Source organism: Rhodococcus sp. DMU2021 (assembly GCF_019641445.1).
GTDB classification, from domain to species: Bacteria; Actinomycetota; Actinomycetes; order Mycobacteriales; family Mycobacteriaceae; genus Rhodococcus; species Rhodococcus pyridinivorans.
The window spans coordinates 408928-434509 of the sequence record NZ_JAIFKB010000003.1; the positions used below are offsets into that span (position 1 = coordinate 408928).

21 protein-coding genes are annotated in these 25582 nt (G+C 68.3%); 4 read left to right on the forward strand and 17 right to left on the reverse strand.

All coding sequences use genetic code 11. The features are described 5' to 3' along the window. Positions 1-27 precede the first annotated feature (27 nt). The 3 genes from K3M35_RS07925 to K3M35_RS07935 all read right to left on the reverse strand — a co-directional run bounded on the left by K3M35_RS07925 (position 28) and on the right by K3M35_RS07935 (position 3015). Complete coding sequence (locus tag K3M35_RS07925) at positions 28-1056, reverse strand: 6-phosphofructokinase (RefSeq protein WP_024101390.1); 1029 nt, start codon at positions 1054-1056, stop codon at positions 28-30. Between the two features lie 103 nt (positions 1057-1159). Beyond that, on the reverse strand, positions 1160-1837 hold the full coding sequence (locus K3M35_RS07930; protein ID WP_033097743.1) for a response regulator transcription factor: 678 nt from the start codon (positions 1835-1837) through the stop codon (positions 1160-1162). Between the two features lie 11 nt (positions 1838-1848). Then, positions 1849-3015, reverse strand: coding sequence for a sensor histidine kinase (locus tag K3M35_RS07935; protein ID WP_374107756.1), 1167 nt, complete (start codon positions 3013-3015; stop codon positions 1849-1851). A 167-nt stretch (positions 3016-3182) separates the two neighbouring features. Between K3M35_RS07935 and K3M35_RS07940 the strand changes: the two genes are divergently transcribed. Then, entirely contained in the window at positions 3183-3794 is a 612-nt protein-coding gene (locus tag K3M35_RS07940; protein ID WP_220666235.1) for a hypothetical protein, read from the forward strand. Continuing rightward, positions 3791-5071 carry an alpha/beta-hydrolase family protein gene (locus K3M35_RS07945; protein WP_220666236.1) on the forward strand — a complete coding sequence of 427 codons (1281 nt, stop codon included), beginning with the start codon at positions 3791-3793 and terminating at the stop codon, positions 5069-5071. Before K3M35_RS07940 ends, K3M35_RS07945 begins: the two co-directional genes overlap by 4 nt. Before the next feature lie 84 nt (positions 5072-5155). On the opposite strand, the gene gatA is transcribed toward K3M35_RS07945, so the two are convergent. Continuing rightward, positions 5156-6631, reverse strand: coding sequence for an Asp-tRNA(Asn)/Glu-tRNA(Gln) amidotransferase subunit GatA (gatA, locus tag K3M35_RS07950; protein ID WP_220666237.1), 1476 nt, complete (start codon positions 6629-6631; stop codon positions 5156-5158). Continuing rightward, positions 6628-6927, reverse strand: coding sequence for an Asp-tRNA(Asn)/Glu-tRNA(Gln) amidotransferase subunit GatC (gene gatC / locus K3M35_RS07955; protein ID WP_006554549.1), 300 nt, complete (start codon positions 6925-6927; stop codon positions 6628-6630). Before gatC ends, gatA begins: the two co-directional genes overlap by 4 nt. A gap of 367 nt (positions 6928-7294) precedes the next feature. Between gatC and K3M35_RS07960 the strand changes: the two genes are divergently transcribed. Beyond that, a complete protein-coding gene (locus tag K3M35_RS07960; protein ID WP_006554550.1) occupies positions 7295-7945 on the forward strand; it encodes an amino acid-binding protein in 651 nt (216 codons plus the stop codon). A 36-nt stretch (positions 7946-7981) separates the two neighbouring features. On the opposite strand, the gene K3M35_RS07965 is transcribed toward K3M35_RS07960, so the two are convergent. The 5 genes from K3M35_RS07965 to K3M35_RS07985 form a co-directional block, all read right to left on the reverse strand. Next, positions 7982-10465, reverse strand: a complete 2484-nt coding sequence (locus tag K3M35_RS07965; RefSeq protein WP_308257065.1) for a LuxR C-terminal-related transcriptional regulator — start codon at positions 10463-10465, stop codon at positions 7982-7984. A gap of 226 nt (positions 10466-10691) precedes the next feature. Continuing rightward, positions 10692-12083 carry a glutamate decarboxylase gene (locus K3M35_RS07970; RefSeq protein ID WP_220666238.1) on the reverse strand — a complete coding sequence of 464 codons (1392 nt, stop codon included), beginning with the start codon at positions 12081-12083 and terminating at the stop codon, positions 10692-10694. Between the two features lie 54 nt (positions 12084-12137). After that, positions 12138-14123, reverse strand: a complete 1986-nt coding sequence (locus tag K3M35_RS07975; RefSeq protein ID WP_220666239.1) for a YhgE/Pip domain-containing protein — start codon at positions 14121-14123, stop codon at positions 12138-12140. Positions 14124-14126: 3 nt separating this feature from the next. Continuing rightward, positions 14127-15002: a hypothetical protein gene (locus K3M35_RS07980; RefSeq protein ID WP_220666240.1), complete on the reverse strand. Its 876-nt coding sequence runs from the start codon at positions 15000-15002 to the stop codon at positions 14127-14129. A 58-nt stretch (positions 15003-15060) separates the two neighbouring features. Next, complete coding sequence (locus tag K3M35_RS07985; RefSeq protein ID WP_024101399.1) at positions 15061-16341, reverse strand: amidohydrolase family protein; 1281 nt, start codon at positions 16339-16341, stop codon at positions 15061-15063. 173 nt (positions 16342-16514) lie between these two features. Here K3M35_RS07985 and K3M35_RS07990 point away from each other — a divergent pair, with 173 nt between their 5' ends. Then, positions 16515-17156: a hypothetical protein gene (locus K3M35_RS07990; RefSeq protein WP_033097737.1), complete on the forward strand. Its 642-nt coding sequence runs from the start codon at positions 16515-16517 to the stop codon at positions 17154-17156. 37 nt (positions 17157-17193) lie between these two features. On the opposite strand, the gene ligA is transcribed toward K3M35_RS07990, so the two are convergent. From ligA to K3M35_RS08025, 7 genes are all read right to left on the reverse strand, one after another. After that, positions 17194-19302, reverse strand: coding sequence for an NAD-dependent DNA ligase LigA (ligA, locus tag K3M35_RS07995; protein WP_039586017.1), 2109 nt, complete (start codon positions 19300-19302; stop codon positions 17194-17196). A gap of 37 nt (positions 19303-19339) precedes the next feature. Beyond that, positions 19340-20365 carry a methionine synthase gene (locus K3M35_RS08000; RefSeq protein WP_220666241.1) on the reverse strand — a complete coding sequence of 342 codons (1026 nt, stop codon included), beginning with the start codon at positions 20363-20365 and terminating at the stop codon, positions 19340-19342. Beyond that, a complete protein-coding gene (mnmA, locus tag K3M35_RS08005) occupies positions 20362-21441 on the reverse strand; it encodes a tRNA 2-thiouridine(34) synthase MnmA (protein ID WP_033097734.1) in 1080 nt (359 codons plus the stop codon). Before mnmA ends, K3M35_RS08000 begins: the two co-directional genes overlap by 4 nt. Continuing rightward, complete coding sequence (locus K3M35_RS08010) at positions 21438-22673, reverse strand: cysteine desulfurase family protein (protein ID WP_006554560.1); 1236 nt, start codon at positions 22671-22673, stop codon at positions 21438-21440. The genes mnmA and K3M35_RS08010 overlap by 4 nt, the downstream gene beginning before the upstream one ends. 58 nt (positions 22674-22731) lie before the next feature. Further along, a complete protein-coding gene (locus tag K3M35_RS08015; RefSeq protein ID WP_006554561.1) occupies positions 22732-23535 on the reverse strand; it encodes a 1-acyl-sn-glycerol-3-phosphate acyltransferase in 804 nt (267 codons plus the stop codon). 83 nt (positions 23536-23618) lie between these two features. Next, positions 23619-24449 (reverse strand): GNAT family N-acetyltransferase, encoded by an 831-nt coding sequence (locus K3M35_RS08020; protein ID WP_220666242.1) that lies wholly within the window; start codon positions 24447-24449, stop codon positions 23619-23621. Positions 24450-24597: 148 nt separating this feature from the next. Further along, the gene (locus K3M35_RS08025) at positions 24598-25554 is read right to left on the reverse strand and encodes an electron transfer flavoprotein subunit alpha/FixB family protein (protein ID WP_006554564.1); all 957 of its coding nucleotides are present in this window, start codon (positions 25552-25554) and stop codon (positions 24598-24600) included. Positions 25555-25582 lie beyond the last annotated feature (28 nt).

Sequence of the window (25582 nt, forward strand, 5' to 3'; positions counted from 1 at the left end):
CGGCGCCGACAGTGCCGACGCGCCGCCTCACCCGAACAGGATCCGCATCTCCTGATAGCGCTCGTCGGGCACGTACTTCGGTTCGGCGAGCTCGTCGAAATCGACCCGAGCGATGTCGGTGCCGTGCAGCGCGACCATGCGCCCCCAATCCTCCTCGGCGACGAGATCGGTCACCGCCATGCCGAGTCGCGTGGCGAGCACCCGGTCGAATGCCGTGGGGACACCGCCCCGTTGGATGTGACCGAGCACCGTCGCGCGGGCCTCGACGCCGGTGTGCTTCTCGATGAGCGGCGCGAGCACCTCCGCGATACCGCCGAGACGCGGCCGGTCGAATCCGTCGAGCCCCTTGGTGGAGTACGCCTCCTCCATCTCGGGCAGTGTGAAGCCCTCAGCGACGACAACCATCGGCGAACGCCCGCGGTCGCGGACGCTGGTCACCCACTCGCAGATCTGTTCGAGGCTCTCGGGGTGTTCGGGGATGAGGATGGCGTGTGCACCACCGGCAGTACCCGCGTGCAATGCGATCCATCCGGCGTGCCGGCCCATGACCTCGAGCACCATGCACCGCTTGTGGGAGTTGCCGGTGGTGCGGAGACGGTCGATCGCCACCGTCGCGATCTCGACGGCCGTGTCGAAACCGAAGGTGTAGTCGGTGTGGCTGAGGTCGTTGTCGATCGTCTTCGGCACACCGACGATGCGGATCCCTTCACCGAACAGTCGCTTCGAGGCGGCAGCGGTGCCCTCTCCCCCGATGGCGATCACCGCGTCGATCCCGAGGCGGCCGAGGGTCTTCTGGATGTTCTGTGCCCCACCGTCGGGTCCCTGGTACGGACCGAACCGGCTCGTGCCGAGGATCGTGCCACCCTGCTGGGCGAGACCGCGAACACGGCTGCGGTCCAACGGGATCACATCGCCCTCGACGAGACCGCGCCAGCCGTCGAGGAATCCGACGAACTCCTGTCCGTGGACCTCGGTGCCCTTGAGCACCGCACCGCGGATGACCGCGTTGAGCCCGGGGCAGTCCCCGCCACTGGTGAGAATTCCGATCCTCGTCACGCACTACCTCCCGTCGCATGGTTCCGTACCGCACGGACCGATACCGCCCGGACCGCTGCTGCATTGCCATCCTGCCCGTTCACCGGCGCGACGGCAGCCCGATTCAGCCGGGTGTGACGAGACCGGACTCGTAGGCGAGCACCACGGCCTGTGCCCGGTCGCGCAGGTGCAGTTTTGCGAGAACCTTGCCGACGTGGGTCTTCACGGTCTGCTCGGCGACGAACAATCGTTCTGCGATCTCGGTGTTCGACAGGCCGTGTGCGATCAGTTCCAGCACCTCGAGTTCGCGCGGGGTCAGCGGATCGAGGACGCGGTCGCGCCCTCTCGCCGGCCGGCGCCGGCTGGTGACGTCGGCGATGAGGCGACGGGTGACGGTCGGCGCGAGCAGTGCCTGACCATCGGCGACCACCCTCACGGCCCGCACGAGTTCGTCGGCGGGGGCGTCCTTGAGCAGAAACCCGCTTGCTCCCATCCCGAGCGACTCGTAGACGTAGTCGTCGAGGTCGAAGGTGGTGAGCATGAGCACCTTCGACCGCGGCTCACGGGTGTCGGCAAGGATGTGCCGCGCCGCGTCGAGACCGTTCATCTCGGGCATGCGCACGTCCATGAGGACGACGTCGGGCCGCAGTCGCGCGACCTCCGAGACAGCCGCTCGACCGTCGGGGGCATCGCCGACGACGCTGATGTCGGGCTGGGCTCCGAGCAGTGCTCCGAAGCCCTGCCGGACCATTGCCTGGTCGTCGGCGATGAACACGGTGATGGGAGGGTGCGGTTCGGTCATCGGCACCCACCTTAGGCCCCGGTCAGCACCGGGAGAACCGCTCGGACCTCGAATCCGCCGCCGGGGCGGGGATGGGCGACGAGTTGCCCGCCCACGACGGACGCACGTTCGACCATGCCGAGGATTCCGTTGCCGCCGCTGCGGTCCGACTGCCGAACGGTGGTGTCGACCTGACCGGGCGAGGCCGGCCCGTTGGTCACCTCCACCGTGACGGTCGCCGGCTCCCACTGCAGTCGTGCGGACACGCGGGCGCCGGGTGCGTGCCGGGCCGCGTTCGCCAGGGACTCTTGCAGGATCCGGTAGACGGTGAGTCCGACACCGTCGGAGACGGGTGCGGGGACGCCGACCGTCTCCGTCTCGAGCGCCATCCCGGCTCGGCGGGAGGACTCGAACAGCTCACCGATGCGGTCGATGTCGGGCTGCGGTTCGTGTTCGGGGAGCTGCCCGTCGCTGCGGAGTACTCCGAGCAGGGTGCGGACCTCGTTCAGCGCCTCCCGTGCGGTCGCACCGAGGGCGTCGAATTCGGCGCGCACGTCGTCGTTCACGTCCGGGAGCCGGTAGGGCGCGCTCTGCGCCTGCACGACGATCATCGACATGTGATGGGCAACGATGTCGTGGAGGTCGCGTGCGATGTGGGCCTTCTCCTCGAGGATGGCGCGCCGTGCACGTTCGAGCTCGCTGGCTTCCTCCTGCTGGGCGAGTTGCCGTCGGGAGATCACCAGCCAGCGCACCAACAGCCCGAACACCATCAGGGCGCTGATCCCGATCCCCCAGCCCCAGCCGTCGCTGCCGGGGACGAAGGCCGCGAAGAGCAGAACCGTCGAGACCCAGACGACGAGGACGATCCGGATCTCCTCGCGGATCGCCACGGCGAACACCAGCGCGAGCATCACCATGATGTGCACGACCTGCCACGGATAGTCGTAGCCGGGGACCAGGTCGAACGCTATCGGGATGACGAGTCCCGCCGCCGCGGCCACCGCCCACCCGAGCGCCGGCCGGACGAGCACGAGGAGGAACGGGAACACCGCCATCCCCGAGATCAGCGGCAACAGGGGTGGGGAGACGTCGTGGGTCAGGGGCAGCGTCGGCCACGCGATCGCATAGAGGATCAACGTCACGGTGACCACGGTGATGACGCTCCACCGCCCCCGGCCCAGGCGTCCCGCGGTTCTCACGCCGGACTTCGCAAGCTCTTTCACCTCACCCACGCTAGGAGCCGGGGTCTCGACTGTCCTCATACCTGGGGGTGAGATCCGCATAGCTCTGCGGGTGGTGTCGGCCTCCTCGAGATCGCTCCGTCGCGGGGTCCGGTGCAGGGCTGCGCGTTCCTAGCGTCACCGGCATGACAGTGAGATCCGCAGCGGTCCGAGTCGCGTCGGTCGCCTTCCTCGCCACCGCAGCATATGCCGCCGTGCCGGGGGCGCTCGCCCACTCCGCCGCGCCCCCGACGGAGGACGCCGCGGCCGCAGCGACGGTGACGGCGCTCGTCGCCGACGACGCGGAGGGAGCACTGTCGTCCCTGCCGGCCGATTTCACCGCCGTGATGGGGTATGCGCCGATCGTCGAACAGTGGGCGGACGGGACGACGGTGCTCGCCGACCCCGAAGGTGACTGCTCCGCCCCGGTGCCGCTGCCGGCGGCGTTCGAATCGGCATGCCGGGTGCACGATCTCGGGTACGACCTCCTGCGGTACGCCCACACCACCGGTGGCGAGCTGGGCACCGGTGCCCGCCGCGACCTCGACGGTCTGTTCGCACGGCATCTCGACACCGTCTGCCGTTCCGAACCCGGCATCCCCTCCTGCACGCCGATCGCAGGGATTTCTTCTGCAGCAGTGGAATTCAACTCGTGGCGACAGGCTCACCGGACACCTGTCGCGGAATCGCCGTGGGCCCTGGCCGTCGCTGCGGGCTCGGTCGCTCTGGGCTTCACGGCACGAAAGGTACGGCGATGACGATCCTCATGGTGGTTCTCGCGACGGTGATCTCCCTCGCCCCTCCCCTGCTGCCGCGACAGTCGGTCGTGCAGGGCGTCGTCACAGGGGTGTTCGTCGTGGTCGCGCTGGCCGTTCTCCGTCTCGTCGTGACCGCGAGGCGGCGGACCGGTCGGGCTCCGCGGCCGGCGAGACCGGAACTGCGTGTGCCCGTCGGCCTCGTCGGCGGATCCGTCGTTCTGGTCACGGCCGCCGGTGCGCATCGGTGGCAGAACGGTCTGCGGGAGGCGATGGCGGTCCCGGCGCTGGATGTGCGCTGGTGGCTGGAGGCACTGGCAGTCGCGATCGTGGTCGTCGCGGCGCTGCTCGCCCTTCCGCGCCTCGTGCACCTCCTGTCGCGACGCGGGGTGGCGGTGGCCGTCGCCGCGACGCTGGGAATCGGCGCCACGGTTGGGATCGGCACCACGGCGGCCTTCTCACCCGGAGGGGCGGTCGACACGGTCGCCTCCCCCACCGCGCTCTCGGCGGGATTGTCGGGTGGCGTGGGATCGGCGGTGTTGTGGAACCGGTTGGGTCGAGAGGGGCAGAAGTTCGTGTCCCTGCCCTCCGAGGGGTCACCGATCCGGATCTACATACCGTTGTCGGCCGCGCCGGATCCGTCTGCGCGCGCCGAGTTCGCGGTGGACGAACTCCGCCGGGCGAGAGCCTTCGACCGACCGCATCTCGTGGTGGCCGTGCCGACCGGCTCGGGCTGGGTCGATGCCGCTGCGGTTCGCGGCTTCGAGGACCGGTGGGGCGACGATGTCGCCATCGTCGCCCAGCAGTACTCGGACATGCCGAGCTGGGTGACCTTCGTCCTCGATCGCGGTGCTGCGGAGGAGGAGGCCCGCGCGCTCGTCACCGCCTTGCGGGCGTACCTGTCCACGCTGCCCGACGAGCGACGCCCCGCCCTGCACGTCTACGGGCAGTCTCTGGGAGCGTCCGGCGCGAGCGCCGTCTTCGACGACGAACCGGAGCCGTGTGCACTGTTCCTCGCGGGGCCACCCGCGGGGGTCCGCACCGCCGGTGCGAGTGTCCGGGCGAACACCTCCGACCCGGTGGTGTGGTGGCGGCCGTCGCTGCTGTGGTCGCCGCCCGATCTGTCGCATGCGCGCGCCGATGCCCCGACCCCGCCGTGGCTGCCGGTGGTGTCGTTCGTGAACACAACGGTGGACCTGCTCACCTCGCTCGAGACGGCACCCGGTCACGGTCATCGCTACGGCGACGATCAGGCGCGGTGCATCTCCGCCGACGGGTAGATCGCGCCCACACGGATCGGCGTCCGGATACACCGCGACCCGCCGGCCGACGAACGGCACGACGGGTCGTGGTGTGGGAAAGGATCAGGCGACGATGGGTCCTCGTGCCACCTCGAAGGCCGCACCCACGCGGTACAGGCGCTCGTCGGCCAGGGCCGGGGCCATGATCTGCAGACCGACGGGGAGACCGTCGTCCGCCGAGAGGCCGGACGGCACCGACATCGCGCAGTGCCCCGCGAGGTTGGTCGGGAGCGTGCACAGGTCGGACAGGTACATCGCCAGCGGATCGTCGACCTTCTCGCCGAGCTTCCACGGCGTGAACGGGCTCGTGGGCGAGACCAGCACGTCGACCTGCTCGTAGGCCTTGTCGAAGTCCTGCGCGATGAGGCTCCGGACTTTGAGTGCCTGACCGTAGTAGGCCTCGTAGTAGCCGGAGGACAGCGCGTAGGTACCGATCATGATGCGGCGCTTGACCTCCTTGCCGAAACCGGCGGCGCGGGTCGCGGCCATGACCTGCTCGGCACTCATCGTGCCGTCGTCGACGCGCATGCCGTACCGCATCGCGTCGAAGCGGGCCAGGTTGGAGGAGACCTCCGACGGCAGGATCAGGTAGTACGAGGCGAGCGCGTACTCGAAGTGCGGGCACGAGACCTCGACGACCTCCGCGCCGAGCTTCGTGAGCGTCTCGACCGCCGCATCGAACGACGAGAGCACGCCGGGCTGGTAGCTGTCGGAGTGCAGCTCCTTGACCACGCCGACCTTCAGGCCCTTCAGGTCGCCGGCCGCACCCTGGCGCGCCGCCTCCACGACGGGACGCACGGGGGCGTTCACCGACGTCGAGTCGCGCGGGTCGTGCCCGGCGATGACCTCGTGCAGCAGCGCCGTGTCGAGGACGGTGCGGCCGCAGGGACCACCCTGGTCGAGCGACGACGCACAGGCGACGAGGCCGTACCGAGAGACCGTGCCGTAGGTGGGCTTGGTGCCGACGGTGGCGGTGACAGCGGCGGGCTGGCGGATCGAGCCACCGGTGTCGGTGCCGATCGCGAGGGGTGCTTGATACGACGCGAGCGCCGCAGCGGAACCGCCACCCGAGCCACCCGGGATACGGCTGGTGTCCCACGGGTTGCGGGTGGGGCCGTAGGCCGAGTTCTCGGTGGACGAACCCATCGCGAACTCGTCCATGTTGGTCTTGCCGAGGATGGGGATCCCGGCCTCGCGCAGCTTCGTGGTGAGCGTCGCGTCGTAGGGCGAGACCCAGCCCTCGAGGATCTTCGAACCGCACGTGGTGGGCATGTCCGTGGTGGTGAACACGTCCTTGAGCGCGAGCGGCACACCGGCGAGCGCCGAGGCCGGTTTCTCGCCCGCGGCGACGGCACGGTCGACCTCGTCCGCGGCGGCGAGCGCCTGCTCGGAGGCGACGTGCAGGAAGGCGTTGTACTCGCCGTCGACCTCGGCGATGCGATCGAGGTGGGCCTGGGTGACCTCCACCGACGACAGTTCGCCGGCATGGATCTTCGACGCCAGGGTCGCGGCGTCGAGGCGTGTCGTATCCGTGCTCATTCGCCCTCTCCCAGGATCTGCGGGACCGAGAAGCGATCCTCCTCGACGGCCGGCGCACCGGAGAGCGCCTGCTCGGGTGTGAGACCGGGGACGACGACGTCGGGTCGCGTCACGTTGGTGACGGCGTTCGGGTTCGCCATGGGAGCCACATCGTCCGCGGCCACCTCCGACACCGCCTTGACGTGGTTGAGGATCGAATCCAACTGACCGGCGAACTCGTCGAGTTCGGCATCGGTCAGCGCAAGCCGGGACAACCGGGCGAGATGCGCGACCTCGTCACGGGAGATGGCAGGCACCGTGAATGGCCCCTTTCCGATGGAGAGTGAACGTCCTGTCCAGGGTAATGCGTCCTGGAAGCGACGGCGCACGCGGTTCGGCGACATCACTCGTCGCCCGGTCGGCGTCGCGTCCCGTCCGCCGATGTTGCAAGCTTCGCAACGCTGTGTTGCGTTCGTGTGACATGCACCGTCGCGACCGGGGATTATCGATGAGGTCGGCATAATTTCGGATCTGCGCCGTCCCGGACGCCGGCGCCGAGGTGCAAGGATGTGGTCTGCCAGAGGTCGACACGGGCCCCTGGGCCGGCACTCGGATGCCGGCGCACCATGTGCCGTCGATGTGGCGTTCGTCGACGGCACGAAACCGACTGGGGAAAGGACTCACGTGTCGTACCTCTTGCGTGTCAGGCTCCCCGATCGTCCCGGTAGCCTCGGCTCGCTCGCCCTGGCGCTCGGTTCGGTCGGCGCCGACATCCTGTCGCTCGACGTCGTCGAACGCGGCACGGACTTCGCGATCGACGATCTCGTCGTCGACGTCGAGCCGGGCAAGCTCCCCGACACGCTCCTCACCGCGGCCGAGGCCCTGCCCGGTGTGACGGTCGACTCGATCCGTCCCTACGCCGGAATCCTCGACACCCATCGCGAACTCGAACTGATCGATCACGTCGCCGCCGCCCGCGACGACCGCATCCAGATCCTCGTCGACGGTGCTCCCCGGGTGCTCCGCGTGGGTTGGGCGACCGTGCTCGGAGTCGGCCCGAACGGCATCTTCCGCCTCGCGGGGAGCCCGGGTTCGCCGGAGACCCACCTCGACGGCGTCCCCTGGATGCCGCTCGCCGAGGCCACCCTGCTCGACCACGACGGTGAGTGGGTGCCGCAGCTCTGGCGCGACATGGACACGATGCTCGCGGCCGCTCCCCTCGGCTCGCCCGAACGTGTCCTCGTCCTCGGCCGCCCCGGCGGACCGGAGTTCCGTCCGTCCGAGATCGCACGCATCGGTTACTTCGCGGGCATCGTCGGCACCGTCCTCCGATAGTCCCCGGGGTTCCGGTCGCAGCTTCGGGAAAGGGTCTCAGCCGACGACGAGCCTGTGCGCCTGCGCGATCGCTTCCTCACGCGAATGCACGCCCAGTTTCCGGTAGAGGGAACGCAATTGGGTCTTGACGGTGTTGAGGGTGACGAACTGTTCCTTGGCGATCGTGCTCGCCGTGCCGCCGGCGAGCAATGCGTCGAGGACCGCGCGCTCGCGTGGGGTCAGCCGTACGACGACACGGATCTCACGGAAGATGCCGTACTCGGCCATCGCCGGGTCGAGATCGATCGGCAGGTCGACCCCGAGCGACAGGATGTCGCGCACGGCCGAGGGCGGGACTCCGACGAACGGCCGTGTCACCCCGGCATGTTCCGCCAGCACCACGGCCCGCTGGAGATGCCGTCGCGCATCGGTGCGGCGACCGAGTCTCAGAGACGCCACCGATCCGATCAGGGCGAGTTCCGCACCGACGGCCGGACAGTGCTCACGGGCGGCATCCCCACGATGCACGATCACCTCCGCGCCTCCGGGATCGCCGCCGAGCAGACGCAATCGCGCACGGGCCGGAGCCGTGAGGGGGTGCGTCGAGCTGTCGACCAGCTCGCGCGCCGCGCGGGCCTCGCCGAGCGCGAGGTGCAGGTCGGCACGCGCGGCATCGACCAACACCGCGGAGATACCGGTGAGGCGATGGGAGAAGTGCTGAAGTTCCGAATCGATGTACAGCAGGCCGTCGGCGGGCACACCGCTCAGCAGCGCCAGTCGCCCCCGCGCGTACATGACGGCCGCCCACAACTCTTCCGTGTGGCGGGGAGTGCCGAGTTCGGAGAGCGCGCGGAAGGCCGTGCCGGTGTCGAGCCTGTCGAGGGCCACGAGCGCGGTGGCGACCAGGCCCGCCGTACGGATGAGGGCCTCGGCCTCTCCCATGATCGGCGGATGCCGGAGCTCCTCCTCGATCCACCGGGTCGCCTCGTGGGTCCGGCCCCGGAGGGCTTCGAGGAGCGCGAGTTTGCCCGCGGCCTCTCGCTCGACGAACACACCGCGACCCGCCGTGTGGGCACGGCGCAGCATCGTTCCGGCATCGGTGGTGCGTCCGCCGAGGAGGTAGACGGTGCCGAAGTTGAGGTATTTCAGTCCGTGGGCGTGCCGGGTCGTGTCGTCCAGCGTCTCGAAATTCGGCACGGGTTCGGTGGCCAGGCCGTCGCACACTTCCATCGCCTCGTCGTAGGCACCCTGCATCCGGAGACTTCCGAGGCGAAGGATCGTTTCGAAGGATCGAGGGAAGGCCCACTGTTCCGGCTCTCCCGCCTTGTTCCGGGCACGGGTGATCGTCCGCAGCGACGCGACGGTGCGATCGTTGGTCGTCATGTCGTCGGGGAGCAGCTCGAGCAGCACGATCCCCAGGGAGCGGAGCGATCCGCTTCCGTACAGTGCCACCCAGTTCTTCTCGACGATGTCGATCGCGCATCGCCAGTCGCGCCGCTCCACGGCATGTTCGAGGGCGATGTCCGGACGCGAGCGCTGCAACCAGTAGTCGATGAGAGCCGACCGCGCATCCCACAGCTCCTTCGGGTATTCGGCGCTGCCCACCCGCAGGAGTGATCTGTGGACGACCTCGGGATAGCGCCAGGCGGTCTCGCCGTCCGTGGAGTCCTCGTCCGTCGAGCAGGCCTCGATCAGTCCCGACTCGGTCAGCGCGGTGAGGAAGGCGTCGCTGTCGTCGATGTGCGGTAGAGCCGAAATCGACGACTCCGTCACCGTGTTGGGTGCGGCGGAGACGAGGACCGAGCGGGAGGACAGTGCCAGTGAGGGATCCGCGGCCACGACATGCATGACGACGAGATCGACGGTCGAGTCGACCAGGACGTCGAGGGCGTCGGTGCCGTAGACCCGATCCGGCTTCTCGGCGCGCAGCGTCGCACACACCGCCGCGACGAATGCGGCGAATCCTTCGGTGCGGCGGGTGATCCACTCGATGGTGCGTTGGTCCCGCGCAAGTCCGAAGAGCCGGCACAGTGCAGCGGTCTCGTCCACGGTGAACGCCAGGTCGTCGTCGCCGACGATCGTCCTGTGCGGGTGTCCGTCGACAAGTTCGGCCCACGAGCCTGCGGCCCTGCTGGTGACCACCATCCGCACCTGCGGCCCGAGCCGCAGCAACTGCCCGACCCGGTCTTCGATCGCTTCGACCGACCGGACACCGTCGAGCACGAACATCACGGGCCGGGGGTGCCGGACCAGTATCGAACACAACGAGTCGAAGGAGCCTTCCGCCGCAACGGGTTCGTCGACTCCGAGGGAGGTGCACAGCAACGATGCCACCGTCGCCCAGTAGGTCTCGGGTGTGACGTCGTGCGCGGGTTCGGGAATCACCACCGGCGCCCACTCGGGACACGGGTCGATCGCCAGCCACGTGTCGACGAGGGTCGTCTTGCCGGAGAAGGGGCCACCGAGGATCACGGCGAGTTCGGAATGCGCGGACAGAACGGAGAACAATCGGCGACGGGACAAAGGCAGTGTTCTCGGCACGTCCACTATCCCTTTCGCATCCGGGCAGCATCGCCCTCGAAACGGACTCACAGGTATGTGCAAATATTAGCAGCCGGCGGGGGAAATGACGGATTTCGCCGGGATTCCGATCGCGCGCCAGGAATCACATCGAAGTAACTCCGCACCTCCATTCACACGGTCCACGAACGGATTTCACGTCGGCGGGGGAGAAACTCGGTGAGCTTCTCCCCCGCTGCGACTTCGTTCAGTGTGCGAATGCCTGGTCGGTGTGGCCGCGACCGACACCCTCGCGGAGATATCCGACTACATCGGCGATGTCTTCACCGAGCTTGTGGGCGATGTCCCGGCTGAAGCCCTCGCGAAGCACGATTCGCAGGACCGCGACGTCCTCCGCGTCGGCCGGCATCGTGTAGGCCGGAACCTGGAATCCGCGGGCCCGCAATTCGTGGGAGATGTCGAACACCGTGAAGCCGGGGTCGCCCGTCACCTCGAAGGAGATGACCGGGATGGCGGAGCCGTCCGTGATGATCGCCATGTTCTCGATCTCGGAGATCTGCTTCGACAGCATGAGCGCGGTGTCGCGCAGGGTCTCCATGATCTGCGTGTACCCGGCGACACCGAGCCGAATGAAGTTGTAGTACTGGCCGATGACCTGGTTACCAGGACGCGAGAAGTTGAGCGTGAACGTCGGCATGTCGCCACCGAGGTAGTTGACCCGGAAGACCAGGTCCTCGGGCAGATGTTCCTTCGAGCGCCAGACGACGAAACCGATACCCGGATAGGTCATGCCGTACTTGTGACCACTGACGTTGATGGACACGACCCGCGGCACACGGAAGTCCCATTCGAGGTCCGGATGGAGGAAGGGCACCACGAAGCCACCGGAGGCGGCGTCGACGTGCAACGGGACGTCGGGACCGCCGGAGGCCGCGAGCTCGTCGAGCGCGGCGGCGATCTCCGCCACGGGCTCGAGTTCACCGGTGAAGGTGGTGCCGAGGATCGCGACGACGCCGATGGTGTTCTCGTCGACCGCTTCACGGACCTGCTCGGGGGTGATGACGTAACGGCCGGGCTCCATCGGCAGGTACTTCGGCTCGATGTCGAAGTAGCGGCAGAACTTCTCCCACACCACCTGCACGTTGCTGCCGAGCACCAGGTTCGGCTTCGACGCGTCCTTGCCGGCGGCCCTACGGGCCTCACGCCAGCGCCACTTGAGCGCGAGACCGCCGAGCATGACGGCCTCGGACGAACCGATCGTCGAGACGCCGGTGGCCGATGACGGATCGGCCGGATCGAGGTTCTCGGCGTGGAACAGGGCCGCGACCATGTTGACGCAGCGGGTCTCGATCTCCGCCGTGGCCGGATACTCGTCCTTGTCGATCATGTTCTTGTCGAACGTCTCGGCCATGAGACGACCCGCCTGCGGATCCATCCACGTGGTGACGAAGGTCGCCAGGTTGAGCCGCGAGCTGCCGTCGAGCATCAACTCGTCGTGTATGAACTGGTACGTCGCCTCCGGATCGGTCTCCGACTTGGGAAGTCGCAGAGCAGGAATCGGGTCGGTACCGAGTCTGCCGGTGAAGGCAGGTGCGAGTGTCTCGGCTGGAGCATTGGACTCTGACATGGTTTCCTCCATTTCCCGCATCGAACACTCGTCGATCCGGTGACTTCAGGACATACGGGGCGGCTCTCACACCTCGATCGGCGGGTACAGCCTCTCCATCGTGTAGCGGCGGTTGCGCCGAACCGACAGGGCACTCAGCGTCAACGATACGAGCAGGATTCCGGCCAGGACAGCGATTGCGATCCACAATCGCGAATCGATGTTCTCGGCGACGGTGAGCTGCCGCAGACCGTTGACGGTGTAGGTCATCGGGTCGAACGGGTGGATGTACTGGAACGGCTTCGCCGTGGTCGGCACGGGGTAGATACCGCCGGCCGAGACCAGTTGCAGCATCAGGAAGGCCAAGGTCACCACCCGACCGACGGCGACGCCGAAGATCGCATTGAACGCTTGGATCATGGCCAGATACGTTGCGGAGATCAACATCAGGAACAGGATCGTCCCCACGACGTGCTTCACGTCCAGTCCGACGCCGAAATGGACGACCGTGTACATCACGACCACCTGCAGGATGCCTACCAGCAGAGCCGGCCAGTACGACGCGAGGACCGTGCGGTAGGCACCGAGTCCCGCGACGGTGGGCCGCGACTGCAACGGGGTGAGCAGCATCCAGGTGATGATGCCGCCGACGAACAGGGCGAGCGACAGGAAGAACGGGGCGAAACCGGTACCGAAGGTGGGTGCCTCGTTCGTGTAGTTCTGTTGCAGTGCAACCGGAGTCGACAACGTCTCGGCGGTGGCGGTGCGTTGTTCGTCCGTCCAGTTCGGCACCTGGGTGGCACCCTGGCTCAGGGCCTGCGCGAGTTCCTGCGAACCCGACTGCAACTCGACCATGCCCGAGGACAGCTCTCCTGCTCCGTCGGCCAACTGGACACTGCCGTCGGTGAGTTGGACGAGACCGGAGTTCAGCGTGGCGGCACCGGAGCTCAGTTCGTCGACACCGCTGCGGAGTCGGTTCACGTCCGCCGCCAGTCCCCCGTTCGACAACGTCGCCAGGGCTCCCTGTAGCGGACTGTTCGGGTTGCCGAGTTGATACTCGAGTTGTTCGGCGCCTGCCTGCAGACGCATGATCTCAGCGCGTAGGGCGTCGGCATCGGAGGCCGCCTGTTGCGCCGTCAGCGGTGTCAACGCGGTGATCGCCTGCTGCACGACCGGATCGGAGCTCCGGTTCAGGATGTCGACGACCTGCTGTACGGCCTGGTTCACCGTCGACTGCGTGGTCTGCGGTACCCGCGATTCGAGGGCGTCGAGCGAGGCCCGCAGCTCCGCTGCCTGCCCGACGACACCCGAGAGGGAACCGCTGTCGAGCGCGCTGAGCAGCGGACCCGTCACGCCGTCGATCGCGGTGGCGAGTTCGTTCGCGCCGGTAGCGAGCTGCGCCGACCCGTCTCGCGCCGTGACCATGTTCGTCGCGAGCTCCTGCGATCCCGAAGCGAGCTGGTCCGCGCCGCTCTTGGCCGTGTCGATGCCGTCGGCGAGTTGCCCGGCACCGTCGGCGGCCTGCTTCAGACCCGAGCCGGCGCTCTCGAGACCGGTGAGCACGGTCCCGACACCTTGGGCACCGATCGTGGAGTTCACCTGTCCGATCACCTGTTCGGACGCGTCCTGCCCGATGATCGTCGCGAGATAGTTGTTCGCGTCGTTGAAAGTGAAGACCAGATTCGCCTTCTCCGGGTTGTCGCCGTTGGGGGATTCGACCGCTTCGGTGAAATTCTCCGGAATCGTGATGGTGTAGTAGTACTTTCCGTCGGCCAGACCCGCGACGGCGTCCTCTTCCGACACCTCCGCCAGATCGAGCTGACCGGATGCGATGAGGGACTTCACGACCTGATCGCCGGCGTCGACCTGTTCCCCCGTCGACGAACGACCGGTGTCGTTGTTGACGATCGCCGCGGGAATCTTGTTCACCGCACCGAACGGATTCCAGAAGGCCCACAGGTACATGGCCCCGTACAGCAACGGCATGAGAATGATCGTCGCGATCGCGATGCGCGGCATCGTGCCGCGGAAGTATCGCTTCGAGTCGCTACCGAGAGAGACGCCTGCGAGCACTCGTCACTTCCTCTTCGTCAGGACGCCGATGTCACCGGGTCCGAGCAGATCGTGCATGTCAACCACGGCCCGTACCCCGCTATCGGGGTCGACGGGGTTCACGTCGCCGATGATCACCGCCTGGTTCTCACCGAGCGCGACGAGCCGGCCGAGCAGGGTCGCACGTTCGACGTCGTCGGCGATCCGATCGATCCGGCCCACCACCAGCAGTGGTGGACGCCGGGTGTTCGCCACCGAGATCCGCAGGAGCAGTTGCTGGAGTTCGGGCAGGTCGTCGACGAACGCCTCGAGCGGTGGCAGCGGTACGTCGCCGAAGATCTCCTCGCACATCTCGGCGATACCGTCCTCACGGACCCGCGGAACGAACTTGTACCACGGGGAATCCCACCGCTTCTGCTCGGTGACGAGATCGCGCACGGTGACCGACGGGCGCACCTCGTCGAGCTCGTTCATGCACGCAATCGCCGACCGCGCGATGATCTTCTGCGGTCTGTCCTCGCCGAGAATCGTCAGCGATCCCCGGGTCAGTCGCATGCGACCGCACAGAGCCATGAGCAACGCGGTACGCGCAGCACCGGCCTGCGCGGCCAGAACCGTCACTCCCCCGGCGTCGAGGTCCAGGTCGAGGGGGCCGAAGACATGGCCCCAGGGTCCGTGGAGTTCGATCCCGCGCGCCGACACGAGTGTGCCCGGCGTCTGCCGGGCGGTTGCCCGCTGCACGACCGGAGTGCCGTACGGCGGAGTCCCGACATCATCCGGTTCGGCTGTGCCCACCGGTGTTCCGCCGTAGTTTCCGTTCACGACGAAGGGATCCTCGAGCTGCTCGTCCGACAACTCGTCCCAGGCCTCTGCGTCGCTGTGCTGCCCGTAGTGAGTCACCGACTGTCCTTGCGCCGAGCGAGTGGGGTGTGGTGCCGTGTCCGATGCGCTGCCACGGTCACAGGCTGTTCTTGACGACGTGGCCGTTCTTCACGATGACCGACAGGTTCTTTGCCGGATCGGCGATCAGACTCAGATCCTCGAGCGGGTTGCCGTCGACGAGGAGCACGTCCGCCCAGGCGCCCTTGTCGATCACACCCCATCGGGCCTGACGGTAGGGATCGCGTTCGCCTGCGAGCCGGAACAGTTCGGCGTTTCCGGAGGTGAGCATCCGCAGCGCGTCGAGGTTGCTGTAGTGGTCGCCGAGCCGCGCGGCCATCTCGCTCTGGCGCGGCGCGATCTGCGGCTCGAGCAGCAGGTCGGTTCCCCAGGCCGTCTTCACGCCGTGCTTCTGCGCCCACTCGTAGACGTGGTCGGTGCCGGTGCAGATCTGCTTGTCCTTCTCCGCGCGATCCGGGTCGGGATAGTGGTGGTCGCCGAGCGCGAAGGGCTGCATCGACAACCACACCTCCTTCTCCGCGAGCAGTGCGACGGTCTCCTCGTCGGCGAGGTGGCCGTGCTCGATCGACTTCACCCCGGCCGCGACCGCGCGGCGGATCCCGGTGACGTTGTAGACGTGGGTGGCCACGTACGTGCCGTAGTCGGATGCGGCCTGGACGGCGGCACGCAGTTCTCTGTCGATGAACTGGACGGTGTACAGCGGGTCGTACATGGACGCCGCTCCGCCGCCGACCATCAGCTTGATCTGCGATGCACCTTTCTTGAGTTGCTCGCGCACGGCTGCGAGGACCCGGTCCTCACCATCTGCGACCCGCATGAAGCCGATCTGTTCGGCGCGGGCCTGATCCCCACCGAGGGCTGTGGGGCATTCGTAGACGAAGCCGAAGTCGCCGTGCCCGGACGTCTGCGAGATCGCGGCCTGGGACGGGTAGATGCGGGGACCGTCGAACAATCCCCGGTCGATCACCGATTTGATGCTGCCGGTGTCGCCGGCCATGTCGCGGACGGCGGTGAAGCCGCGCAGCAGCATGTTGCGGGCCTCGGCGAGGCCGTTGAGCGCGATGTGCGCTTCGCTGCCCATCACCATGTCGATGTAGGAGTTCGCGTTACCGACGAGGTGGACGTGCGCGTCGGACATGCCGGGCATGAGGACCCGCCCGCCGCCGTCGATCACGTCGGTCTCGCGGCCGGGTTCGTCGCCGATCGGCGATTCGGATACGGCGACGATGCGGTCTCCGTCGATCAGTACGTCGCCGGTGACGAGCTCTCCGGAAACTCCGTCGAAAACTCGCACATTACGAAAAAGAAGGCGCTGAGTGGACTTACCGGTTTCCGTCATGGCTGGGACGCTAACGCGCATCGAACACGACTTCCGACCAACCGAAAGGATCCCGAACCAATTCACCCCAACCGTTCACCCTTTTCGAAAGTTCGTTCTGAACTGCACCTATTCGATCGGATAGCTTCTTTTGAAAACACACAGATTTCCGATCTTCGACTTACACTGCGCCAATGCTGATTCACCCGACATTGCGCATGCAGTCCTGGGGATTCGTCATCGGCGCCGCCCTGTTCGCATTGGGTTCGGCGCCCGGAATTGCGACGCTTCTCGGCACCGCCGGTGCAAATACTTCGTTCTTCGTGGGTTCCTGGTTCTTCACGGGTGCAGCATTCGTCCAATTGATGCTCAGTGGGCCGGCCACCGTCACGGACAAGGGCAGCCCGGCGATCCGCGCCGACTGGCTCGCGTCGCTGATCCAGTTCATCGGTACGCTGCTGTTCAACGTCAGCACGGGAGCCGCACTGCACGCCCACACCGTCAAGGGTGAGGAGCACCTGGTGTGGAACCCCAATCTCGAAGGTTCCCTGTGCTTTCTGGTGTCGAGCGCGATCGCGTGTGCAGTCCTCTGGCGAGCGGGCTCGCATTGGGCGCCGCGCTCGAAGGACTGGATCAGCGGGTGGCTGAACATGCTCGGGTCGATCGCTTTCGGGGTCTCCGCCGTCGGTTCGTTCGTCCTCGACGACGGAAACACTCTCGACCCGAGCCTTGCCAACGCCGGCACGTTCGTCGGGGCGATCTGCTTCCTGCTCGCCGCGGCGGTATTCCTCGGGAGGCGCAGCGCCGAGGAACCGGAATCCGCAACGGCCTCCTGAGAATTCGCCGGCAGGGCACCTGCCGACGGAGAGCGTCTCAGTTCTCCCCTTCGCGCCCTTCGAGATAGGCGCGAGCGGCGTCGGGCCCCTCGTCGAGCAGGATCCGGAAACCGTCCTCGTCGAGCACGGGTACTCCGAGATCGGCGGCCTTGTCGGCCTTCGAACCCGGGTTGTCGCCGATGACGACGAAAGCCGTCTTCTTCGACACCGATCCGGCGGCCTTGCCTCCGCGCGCGAGGACGGCCTCCTTGGCCTGGTCGCGGGAGAATCCCGCGAGCGTGCCCGTAACCACGATCGACAGTCCTTCGAGGGTTCGCGGGATCGATTCGTCGCGTTCGTCGGCCATCCGCACACCCGCTGCCGCCCACTTGTCGACGATCGCGACGTGCCAATCGACGGTGAACCAGTCGGTCACCGCCGCGGCGATCGTCGGTCCGACGCCCTCGACGGCCGCGAGCTCGTCGACGGACGCGGCCCGGATCCGGTCGAGGCTGCCGAACTCGGTGGCCAGCGCACGCGCAGCGGTCGGTCCGACGTGCCGGATGGACAGGGCGACCAGCACGCGCCAGAGCGGCTGTTCCTTCGCCTTGTCGAGGTTCTGCAGCAGACGTTCGCCGTTCTTCGAGAGCACGCCCTTGGTGGTGCGGAAAAACGCGATGCGTTCGAGGTCTTCCTTCGTGAGCGAGAACAGGTCGCCCTCGTCGGCGATGATCTTCCCCTCGAGCAGCGCCGTGGCCGCCTCGTAGCCGAGGGCTTCGATGTCGAACGCTCCCCTGCCCGAGACGTGGAAGACCCGCTCGCGCAATTGCGCCGGGCACGACCGCGAGTTGGGGCAGCGCAGGTCGACGTCGCCCTCCTTCGCCGGGGCGAGGGTGGTACCGCATTCGGGGCACTGCGTGGGCATCTCGAAGGCGTACTCGGAACCGTCGCGCAGGTCGACGACCGGGCCGAGGACCTCCGGGATCACGTCGCCGGCCTTGCGGATGACCACGGTGTCGCCGATGAGCACGCCTTTGCGCTCCACCTCGGACGCGTTGTGCAGCGTCGCCAGCGAGACGGTGGACCCGGCGACGGTGACCGGCTCCATGTAGGCGAAGGGGGTCACGCGTCCGGTGCGCCCGACACTGACGCGGATGTCGAGGAGCTTGGTGGTGACCTCCTCCGGCGGGTACTTGTAGGCGATCGCCCACCGTGGGGCGCGGGACGTGGCACCGAGGCGTCGGTGCAGCCCCATGTCGTCGATCTTGACCACCAGGCCGTCGATCTCATGTTCGATGTCGTGGCGGTGTTCGCCCCAGTAGCGCATCCGCTCGACGACCGCCTCGGCGCCCTGCACGCGAACAGTGTGCGGTGAGACGGGCAGGCCCCAGGCCGCGAAGGCCGCGTAGGCGTCGGATTGCGAGCGGGGTTCGAAGCCCTCCATGCGGCCGTAGCCGTGGCAGTACATGCGCAGACGCCGGCGCGCGGTGACGGCCGGGTTCTTCTGCCGCAGGGAACCGGCGGCGGAATTGCGGGGATTCGCGAAGGGCGGCTTGCCTTCGGCCACCAGCCCGGCGTTGAGGGTCTGGAAGTCCTCGAGCCGGAAGAACACCTCGCCGCGCACTTCGAGCAACGTCGGGATCGGGTATTCGGCGGTGCCGGTGAGCTTTTCGGGAACGTCGTCGATCGTGCGGGCGTTGAGGGTGACGTCCTCCCCGGTGCGTCCGTCGCCGCGGGTGGCCGCGCGGACGAGTTTGCCGTTCTCGTAGACGAGGCTGAGCGCCACGCCGTCGATCTTCACCTCGCACAGATAATCGGGGTGAGTGCCGGTCTCGACCTCGGCGCGCGAGAGCCACGCGCGCAGTTCGTCCTCGTCGAAGACGTTGTCGAGGCTGAGCATCCGTTCGAGATGCTCGACGGCACCGAATTCGGTGGCGAAGCCGCCGCCGACCAGCTGGGTGGGCGAATCCGGCGTGCGGAGTTCGGTGTACTGATCCTCGAGTGCCTGCAGTTCGCCGAGGAGCGCGTCGAACTGACCGTCGGAGATGATGGGGGCGTCGCGCACGTAATAACGGAACTGATGCTCGCGCACCTGTTCGGCGAGATCCTGCCAGCGCTCACGCGCCTCCGGAGGAGCGGTGATGGGTGCGTCCGTCGGTTCACTCACAGCCTGCAAGCCTAGTCGAGGGGACCGACCGGAATACTCAGAGCGTGTCGGCTTCCTCAGCGAAGGCCGACGCGACGTCGCGCAACGAACACAGAGCGGCCCGTGCCCCCTCCGTGGAGGCCGAGGCCAGCCCGCAGACCGGGCTCACCGCCACCGATTGCAGCACCTTCCTGGGGAACCCGAGCCGGTCGATCAGCTCGACGGCCGGTGCCGCGTACTCGCGCCAGCCCGTCGAGGCCGGTGCGGTGGCGGGCACGAGTCCGAGTATCGGGACCGTGCCCGAGTCGAACAGTTCCCCGAGTCCGTCGAGGTCGGAGCGTCGCACGCCTCCGACGTCGAAGGCCACAGCGTCGGCAGCGCTGCGCCGCAGGAAGTCGGCCGGGAAGGTGCCCGCGCAGCAGTGCACCGCGACGGAGAGTCCAGTGCCCCGAATCGTCGTGTCGAGCACGTCCAGCGCTTCCGGGTCCGGCACGGCAAGGACGGTCTCGAGGACGGTCCGGCCCTTCAGCGTTCCGGCGAGCACATCCGGCAGCGACGGTTCGTCGAGTTGCGCGACCACCTGAACCCCGAGCCGGCGGGTGATCTCGGCGGCGTGTCGGGCCAGGCCCTCCGCGAGCGATTCGGCCAGGTCGCGAACGGCGCCGCGGTCGGTGAGCACCCGGCGTCCCGTGGCGAGTTCGACGTGGGCGGCGAGGGTGAGCGGCCCGGCAGCCTGCACCTTCACGGGGCGGCCGGCATCCAGCCCGGCGCGTTCCCAGGCCTCCTCGAGCGCATCGAGGTCCTGGGCGAGCAGGTCGCGCGCCCGGGCGGCCACACCGCCGCGTCGCGACACGAGGCGGTAACCAGTGGTCGAGGTGTCGAGGTACATGTCGACGAGCAGGGCGCTGACCCGCCCGATCATGTCGGCACCGAGGCCGCGTGCCGGCAGTTCGACGAGGTGGGGCAGATCCGTGAGTTCGCCGACGACGACCGCCGCGGCCTCGCGCGGGTCCGTCCCGGGCCACGAACCGATGCCTGTCGCGAGACCGGACCACACCTCGCGGCCGGTGGCAGGTGCCGTCACCGGTCCCCTGCCGCGATGGTTCCGCTGCCGAGGACGATGTCGCCCGCAGCGTCGGACCGGTACAGCACGGCGGCCTGACCGGCGGCGACACCGGTGAGCGGTTCGCGCAGCGAGATCTCGATGCCCGGACCCACCGCTTCGGCGACGGCCGGGGCCAGGCCACCGTGAGCGCGGACCTGGACGACGCACTCGATCGGTCCGACAGGAGCGGTGCCGGAGGTCCACACGGCGCGTTCGGCCCGGATCGACTCGACCTTCAGCTGTTCGGCGCTGCCGACCCGGACGGTGCCGCTCTCCGGTTCGATCGCGGTGACGTAGCGGGGGCGTCCGTCCGGTCCGGGCCCGGCGATACCGAGTCCCTTGCGCTGGCCGATGGTGAAACCGTGCACGCCCTCGTGCTGCGCGAGCACCTCACCCGAACGGTCGTCCACGACGGCGCCGGGACGCACACCGATGCGGGCACCGAGGAAGGCGCGGGTGTCGCCCGACGGGATGAAGCAGATGTCGTGGCTGTCGGGCTTGTTCGCCACAGCGAGTCCGCGCTCGGCGGCCTCCTCGCGGATCCGGCTCTTGGGGGTGTCGCCGACGGGGAACACCGCGCGCGACAACTGCTGCGCCGTGAGCACGGCGAGTACGTACGACTGGTCCTTGTCGGCGTCGACGGCGCGGCGCAGCACCCCGTCGTTCAACTGCGCGTAGTGACCGGTGGCGACGGCGTCGAAGCCGAGCGCGACGGCACGGTCGGCCAGCGCCGAGAACTTGATCTTCTCGTTGCAACGCAGGCACGGGTTCGGGGTCTCACCGGCGGCATAGGACGCGACGAAGTCGTCGATCACGTCCTCCTTGAAGCGGTCTGCGAAATCCCAGACGTAGAAGGGAATTCCGAGCACGTCGGCGGCGCGGCGAGCATCGCCGGCGTCCTCCTTCGAGCAGCATCCGCGCGAGCCGGTGCGCAGTGTGCCCGGCGCGGCCGACAACGCGAGATGCACTCCCACGACGTCGTGTCCGGCCTCGACCATGCGGGCGGCGGCGACCGCCGAGTCCACACCGCCGCTCATTGCCGCAAGAATCCTCATCTCCGGTCACCTCCTCGTCCACCGGCGCTCGCCAGTCCGGCGGCGCGAGCCCTGTCCACCACGGAAGGGAGAGTTTCGATCAGTTTGTCGATGTCACTGCGGGTTGTGGTGTGCCCCAACGAGAATCGGAGCGAACCGCGTGCCGTGATCGGGTCCGCCCCCATCGCGACGAGTACGTGACTCGCGCGCGCGACCCCGGCGGTGCACGCCGAACCGGTCGAGCATTCGATACCGGCCGCGTCGAGCAACATCAGCAGCGAGTCGCCTTCGCATCCGGGGAACGTGAAGTGCGCGTTGTTGGGCAGTCGTCCGACCTCGCGAGGACCGTTGAGGATCGCGTCGGGGATCGCCGCCTCGACACCCGCGACAAGAAGATCGCGCAGGTGCGCGAGTTCGGCGGTGCGGCCGGGCAGATCCGAGGTGACCTCGCGCAACGCCGCGGCCATCGCCACGATGGACGCGGTGTCCTGCGTCCCGGACCGCACGTCGCGTTCGTGGCCCCCACCGTGGGCGAGCGGCACGCACGGTACCTGCCTGCCGAGCAGCAGCGCTCCCACTCCCTGCGGACCACCGAACTTGTGAGCGGCCAGGGTCAGTGCCGACAGTCCGCTCGCGGTGAAATCGACTGGGAGATGCGCGACCGCCTGCACGGCGTCGCTGTGCATCGGGACGTCGAACTCGGCGGCGACCGCAGCGAGTTCGGTGATCGGCATGACGGTGCCGACCTCGTTGTTCGCCCACATCACGGACACGAGGGCGACCTCGTCGGCGTGGCGCGAGAGTTCCTCGCGGAGCGTGGTGGGATCGACGCGGCCGGAGCCGTCCACCGGCAGCCACGTCACCTGGGCATCCTCGTGCTCGACGAGCCATTCGACGGCGTCGAGCACGGCGTGGTGTTCGACCGCGCTCGCGAGGATCCGGCGACGCCGGGGGTCCTGGGCGCGGCGACCCCAATAGATGCCCTTGACGGCCAGATTGTCGCCCTCGGTGCCACCGGAGACGAAGATCACCTCGGAGGGCCGGGCGCCGAGGGCGGCCGCAATCGACTCCCGCGACTCCTCGACGCGCCGGCGCGCTGCGCGCCCCGATCCGTGCAGGGAGGACGCGTTTCCGACGGTGGCGAGGACCGACGTCATCGCCTCGACGGCCGCAGGAAGCATCGGCGACGTCGCGGCGTGATCGAGGTAGACGGTCGTGGAGGTACCGGAGGGACCGGCGGCGGGCGAGGTCATGACCGATCCAGGATAGCGGGTCGGCGCAGGTGCCCGCCGCGCTCAGGGGGGTCGCCCGTCAGGCGGCGTCCACCGTCCGTGCCGTTCCACCGGCCGGTGAGCCGCCGACCGGCAGGAATGTCACGGCCTCGACCGGGCGCTCGGCACGGACCGCGCGGGCGCATCGGGCTGCGAGATCGTGCCGGTCCCGACCCGGATGTTCGAGCGGAGCGAGCACGACTTCGACGACGACACCGCGGTTCCGGATCATCCGCCGGATCGAGGAACCGATCGTCTCGTCACCGACGAAGGCCGGCGCGGCGGTGAGGTCTCCCCCGCGCTCGCCGTATCGCAGGCCGACGGGCTGGACGGGGCACTGCGCGTCCACGGCCGCCTGCAGCAGGGCGGGGCGGAAACCGCCGTGGGACCGTCCGCATCGCGTCGTGCCCTCGGGGAAGACGGCGACGCACCCGCCCTCCAGCAAGCGGGTGCGTACTCGCTCGATCACGGCGGGCAGCAGTCGCAGTCGTTCCCGTTCGATGGGGATGACACGCATCCGGCGTGCGAGCGCGCCCAGCAGGCCCCAGTCGAGCAGGTCCGCTCGTGCGACGAACTCCGCGGGAGCGACTGCGGTGAGGACGAGGACATCCGTCCACGAGATGTGCGGTGCAACGACGAGCACGCCCCCTGCGCGCGCCCGTCGGTCACGCCGATCGTCGATCGTCGGACGGATGCCTACGCACCACAACAACAGGCGCGCACTGCGCCGCACCGTGCTCTCCCGACGCGCCGCGGGAATCATCCGTCCTGCCAGCAGGAGCGGCACCACCGTCAGCACGACCGCGACCGTCGCGATGCGCAACCACACCGTCGGCAGACCCACACGATCCGTCCCGTCCGGCAGGCACCGGATCCCGCACGGACTCGACGGCATCCACGCGTGCACCCGTGTCGTACCGACCCGAGTCACCGCGACCCCCGCTCGGCACGCTCGGCGGCCGCGCGCAGGCGGGCGAGATAGCGGGTGTCCGCCCGGTCCACGGCTAGTATCGCGACGAAGTCGGCGACCCCGAAAACCGGATCGTGGGCCGGTTCACCACAGATCCGGGCACCGAGCCGCAGGTATCCGCGCAGGAGCGGCGGGACCACGGGACGCGGCAACGGAGCGATCTCGTCGAGCGGGTGGCCTTCGACCATCACGGGATTCAGCGGTCGGACCCGCGCTGCGGGTTCGACGGCGTGTCGTTCGAGCAGCAGGTCGCGCACGGCCCGAACGTTCGACGCCTCGGGTTCGTCGGGCGTCGTGCGCATGGGCACCGAGACGCATCCGACGACCTCGTTGTGTCCGGTCGCCTCGAGATAGTGCAGGATGCCGGCCCACATCAGGGTGAGGACCGATCCGGAACGGTGGGCTGGATCGACGCAGGCCCTGCCCATCTCCACCAGGCCGCGCCCGTGTGGGTCGAGTGCGGAGAGATCGAATTCGGTGGCGGTGTAGTACCCACCGGCCTCGCGGGCGGCTTCGGGCGGCAGCATCCGGTAACAGCCGACGACGTCGTCGGTGACCCGATCGCGCACCAGCACGTGGTCGCAGAACTCGTCGAACCGGTCGGCGTCGGATCCGCCCCCCGCATCGGGGATCCGGAAGCCGGGTTCACCGGAGAAAACCCGGTACCGAAGGCGTTGCGCAGCCGTGCGATCCGACGCTTCCGTCGACACGACGAGGGAGTAGCGGGGGCCGGACAGGACGGGAGCGGTGAACCCACTCGGGCGGTACAGCACCGGCGATGTGGTCATGCCCCAAGGTGTAACGACCGTGGGAGGCGCGCCGGCGGCGACGGGGTGTCGCGGCGATGCATCGCCGATGAACACTCCCGCAGAATGCACGCGGCCCCGCTCCTTTCGAAGGAGCGGGGCCGCGCAGGGATCGATCTGCCGGAGCGGATCAGCCCTTGTGCTTCTTGACCTCCTCGGTCAGCTGCGGAGCGACGTTGAACAGGTCGCCGACGACGCCGTAGTCCGCGATCTCGAAAATCGGGGCCTCTTCGTCCTTGTTGACGGCGACGATGGTCTTCGACGTCTGCATGCCGGCGCGGTGCTGGATGGCGCCGGAGATGCCGAGCGCGACGTACAGCTGCGGGGAGACCGTCTTACCGGTCTGACCGACCTGGAACTGGCCCGGGTAGTAGCCCGAGTCGACGGCGGCGCGGGAAGCACCGACGGCGGCACCGAGCGAGTCGGCGAGCTCCTCGACGACGGAGAACTTGTCGGCCGAACCGACACCGCGGCCACCGGAGACGACGATCGACGCCTCGGTCAACTCCGGACGGTCGCCGCCGACGATCGGATCGCGCGAGACGATCTTCACGGCGTTCTCTTCCTGGGCCGGAACCTCGACGGCCACACGCTCGGCGGCGGCAGCCTCGGGCTTGGCCTCGATGGCGCCCGGGCGGATGGAGATCACGGGGACCTCACCGTTGGCCTTGGCGTCGACGGTGAACGCGCCACCGAAGATCGAGTGCACGGCGGAGCCGTCGGCCTTGACGTCGACGACATCGACGAGCAGACCGGAGCCGATGCGGGCGGCGAGGCGGCCCGACACCTCCTTGCCCTCGACGGACGCGGCGGTGATGACGGCGGCGGGGCTGGTGGACTCGACAAGCGACGCGAGGACGTCGACCTTCGGGGTCACCAGGTAGTTGTCGACGTCTTCGGACTCGGCGGCGTAGACCTTGACCGCACCGGCGGCGGCGAGGGCGTCCTGCAGCGCGTCGGCGGTGCCGGGGGCACCTGCGACGACGGCGGAGGGCTCGCCGAGCACACGCGCGGCGGTGATGAGTTCGGTGCTGACCTTCTTGAGCGCGCCCTCGGCATGCTCGACGAGCACGAGTACTTCTGCCATTACTACTTCTCTCCTAGATATGTCAGAT

Coding starts and splice junctions, on each gene's coding strand:
- K3M35_RS08020 (WP_220666242.1), bottom strand. CDS start 24,449: ATGACCACATCGCCGGTGCTGTACCGCCCGAGTGGGTTCACCGCTCCC.
- gatA (WP_220666237.1), bottom strand. CDS start 6,631: ATGAGCACGGATACGACACGCCTCGACGCCGCGACCCTGGCGTCGAAG.
- K3M35_RS07945 (WP_220666236.1), top strand. CDS start 3,791: ATGACGATCCTCATGGTGGTTCTCGCGACGGTGATCTCCCTCGCCCCT.
- K3M35_RS07940 (WP_220666235.1), top strand. CDS start 3,183: ATGACAGTGAGATCCGCAGCGGTCCGAGTCGCGTCGGTCGCCTTCCTC.
- K3M35_RS07930 (WP_033097743.1), bottom strand. CDS start 1,837: ATGACCGAACCGCACCCTCCCATCACCGTGTTCATCGCCGACGACCAG.
- K3M35_RS08010 (WP_006554560.1), bottom strand. CDS start 22,673: ATGACCTCGCCCGCCGCCGGTCCCTCCGGTACCTCCACGACCGTCTAC.
- mnmA (WP_033097734.1), bottom strand. CDS start 21,441: ATGAGGATTCTTGCGGCAATGAGCGGCGGTGTGGACTCGGCGGTCGCC.
- K3M35_RS07970 (WP_220666238.1), bottom strand. CDS start 12,083: ATGGAGGAAACCATGTCAGAGTCCAATGCTCCAGCCGAGACACTCGCA.
- K3M35_RS07990 (WP_033097737.1), top strand. CDS start 16,515: ATGCTGATTCACCCGACATTGCGCATGCAGTCCTGGGGATTCGTCATC.
- K3M35_RS07985 (WP_024101399.1), bottom strand. CDS start 16,341: ATGACGGAAACCGGTAAGTCCACTCAGCGCCTTCTTTTTCGTAATGTG.
- K3M35_RS08025 (WP_006554564.1), bottom strand. CDS start 25,554: ATGGCAGAAGTACTCGTGCTCGTCGAGCATGCCGAGGGCGCGCTCAAG.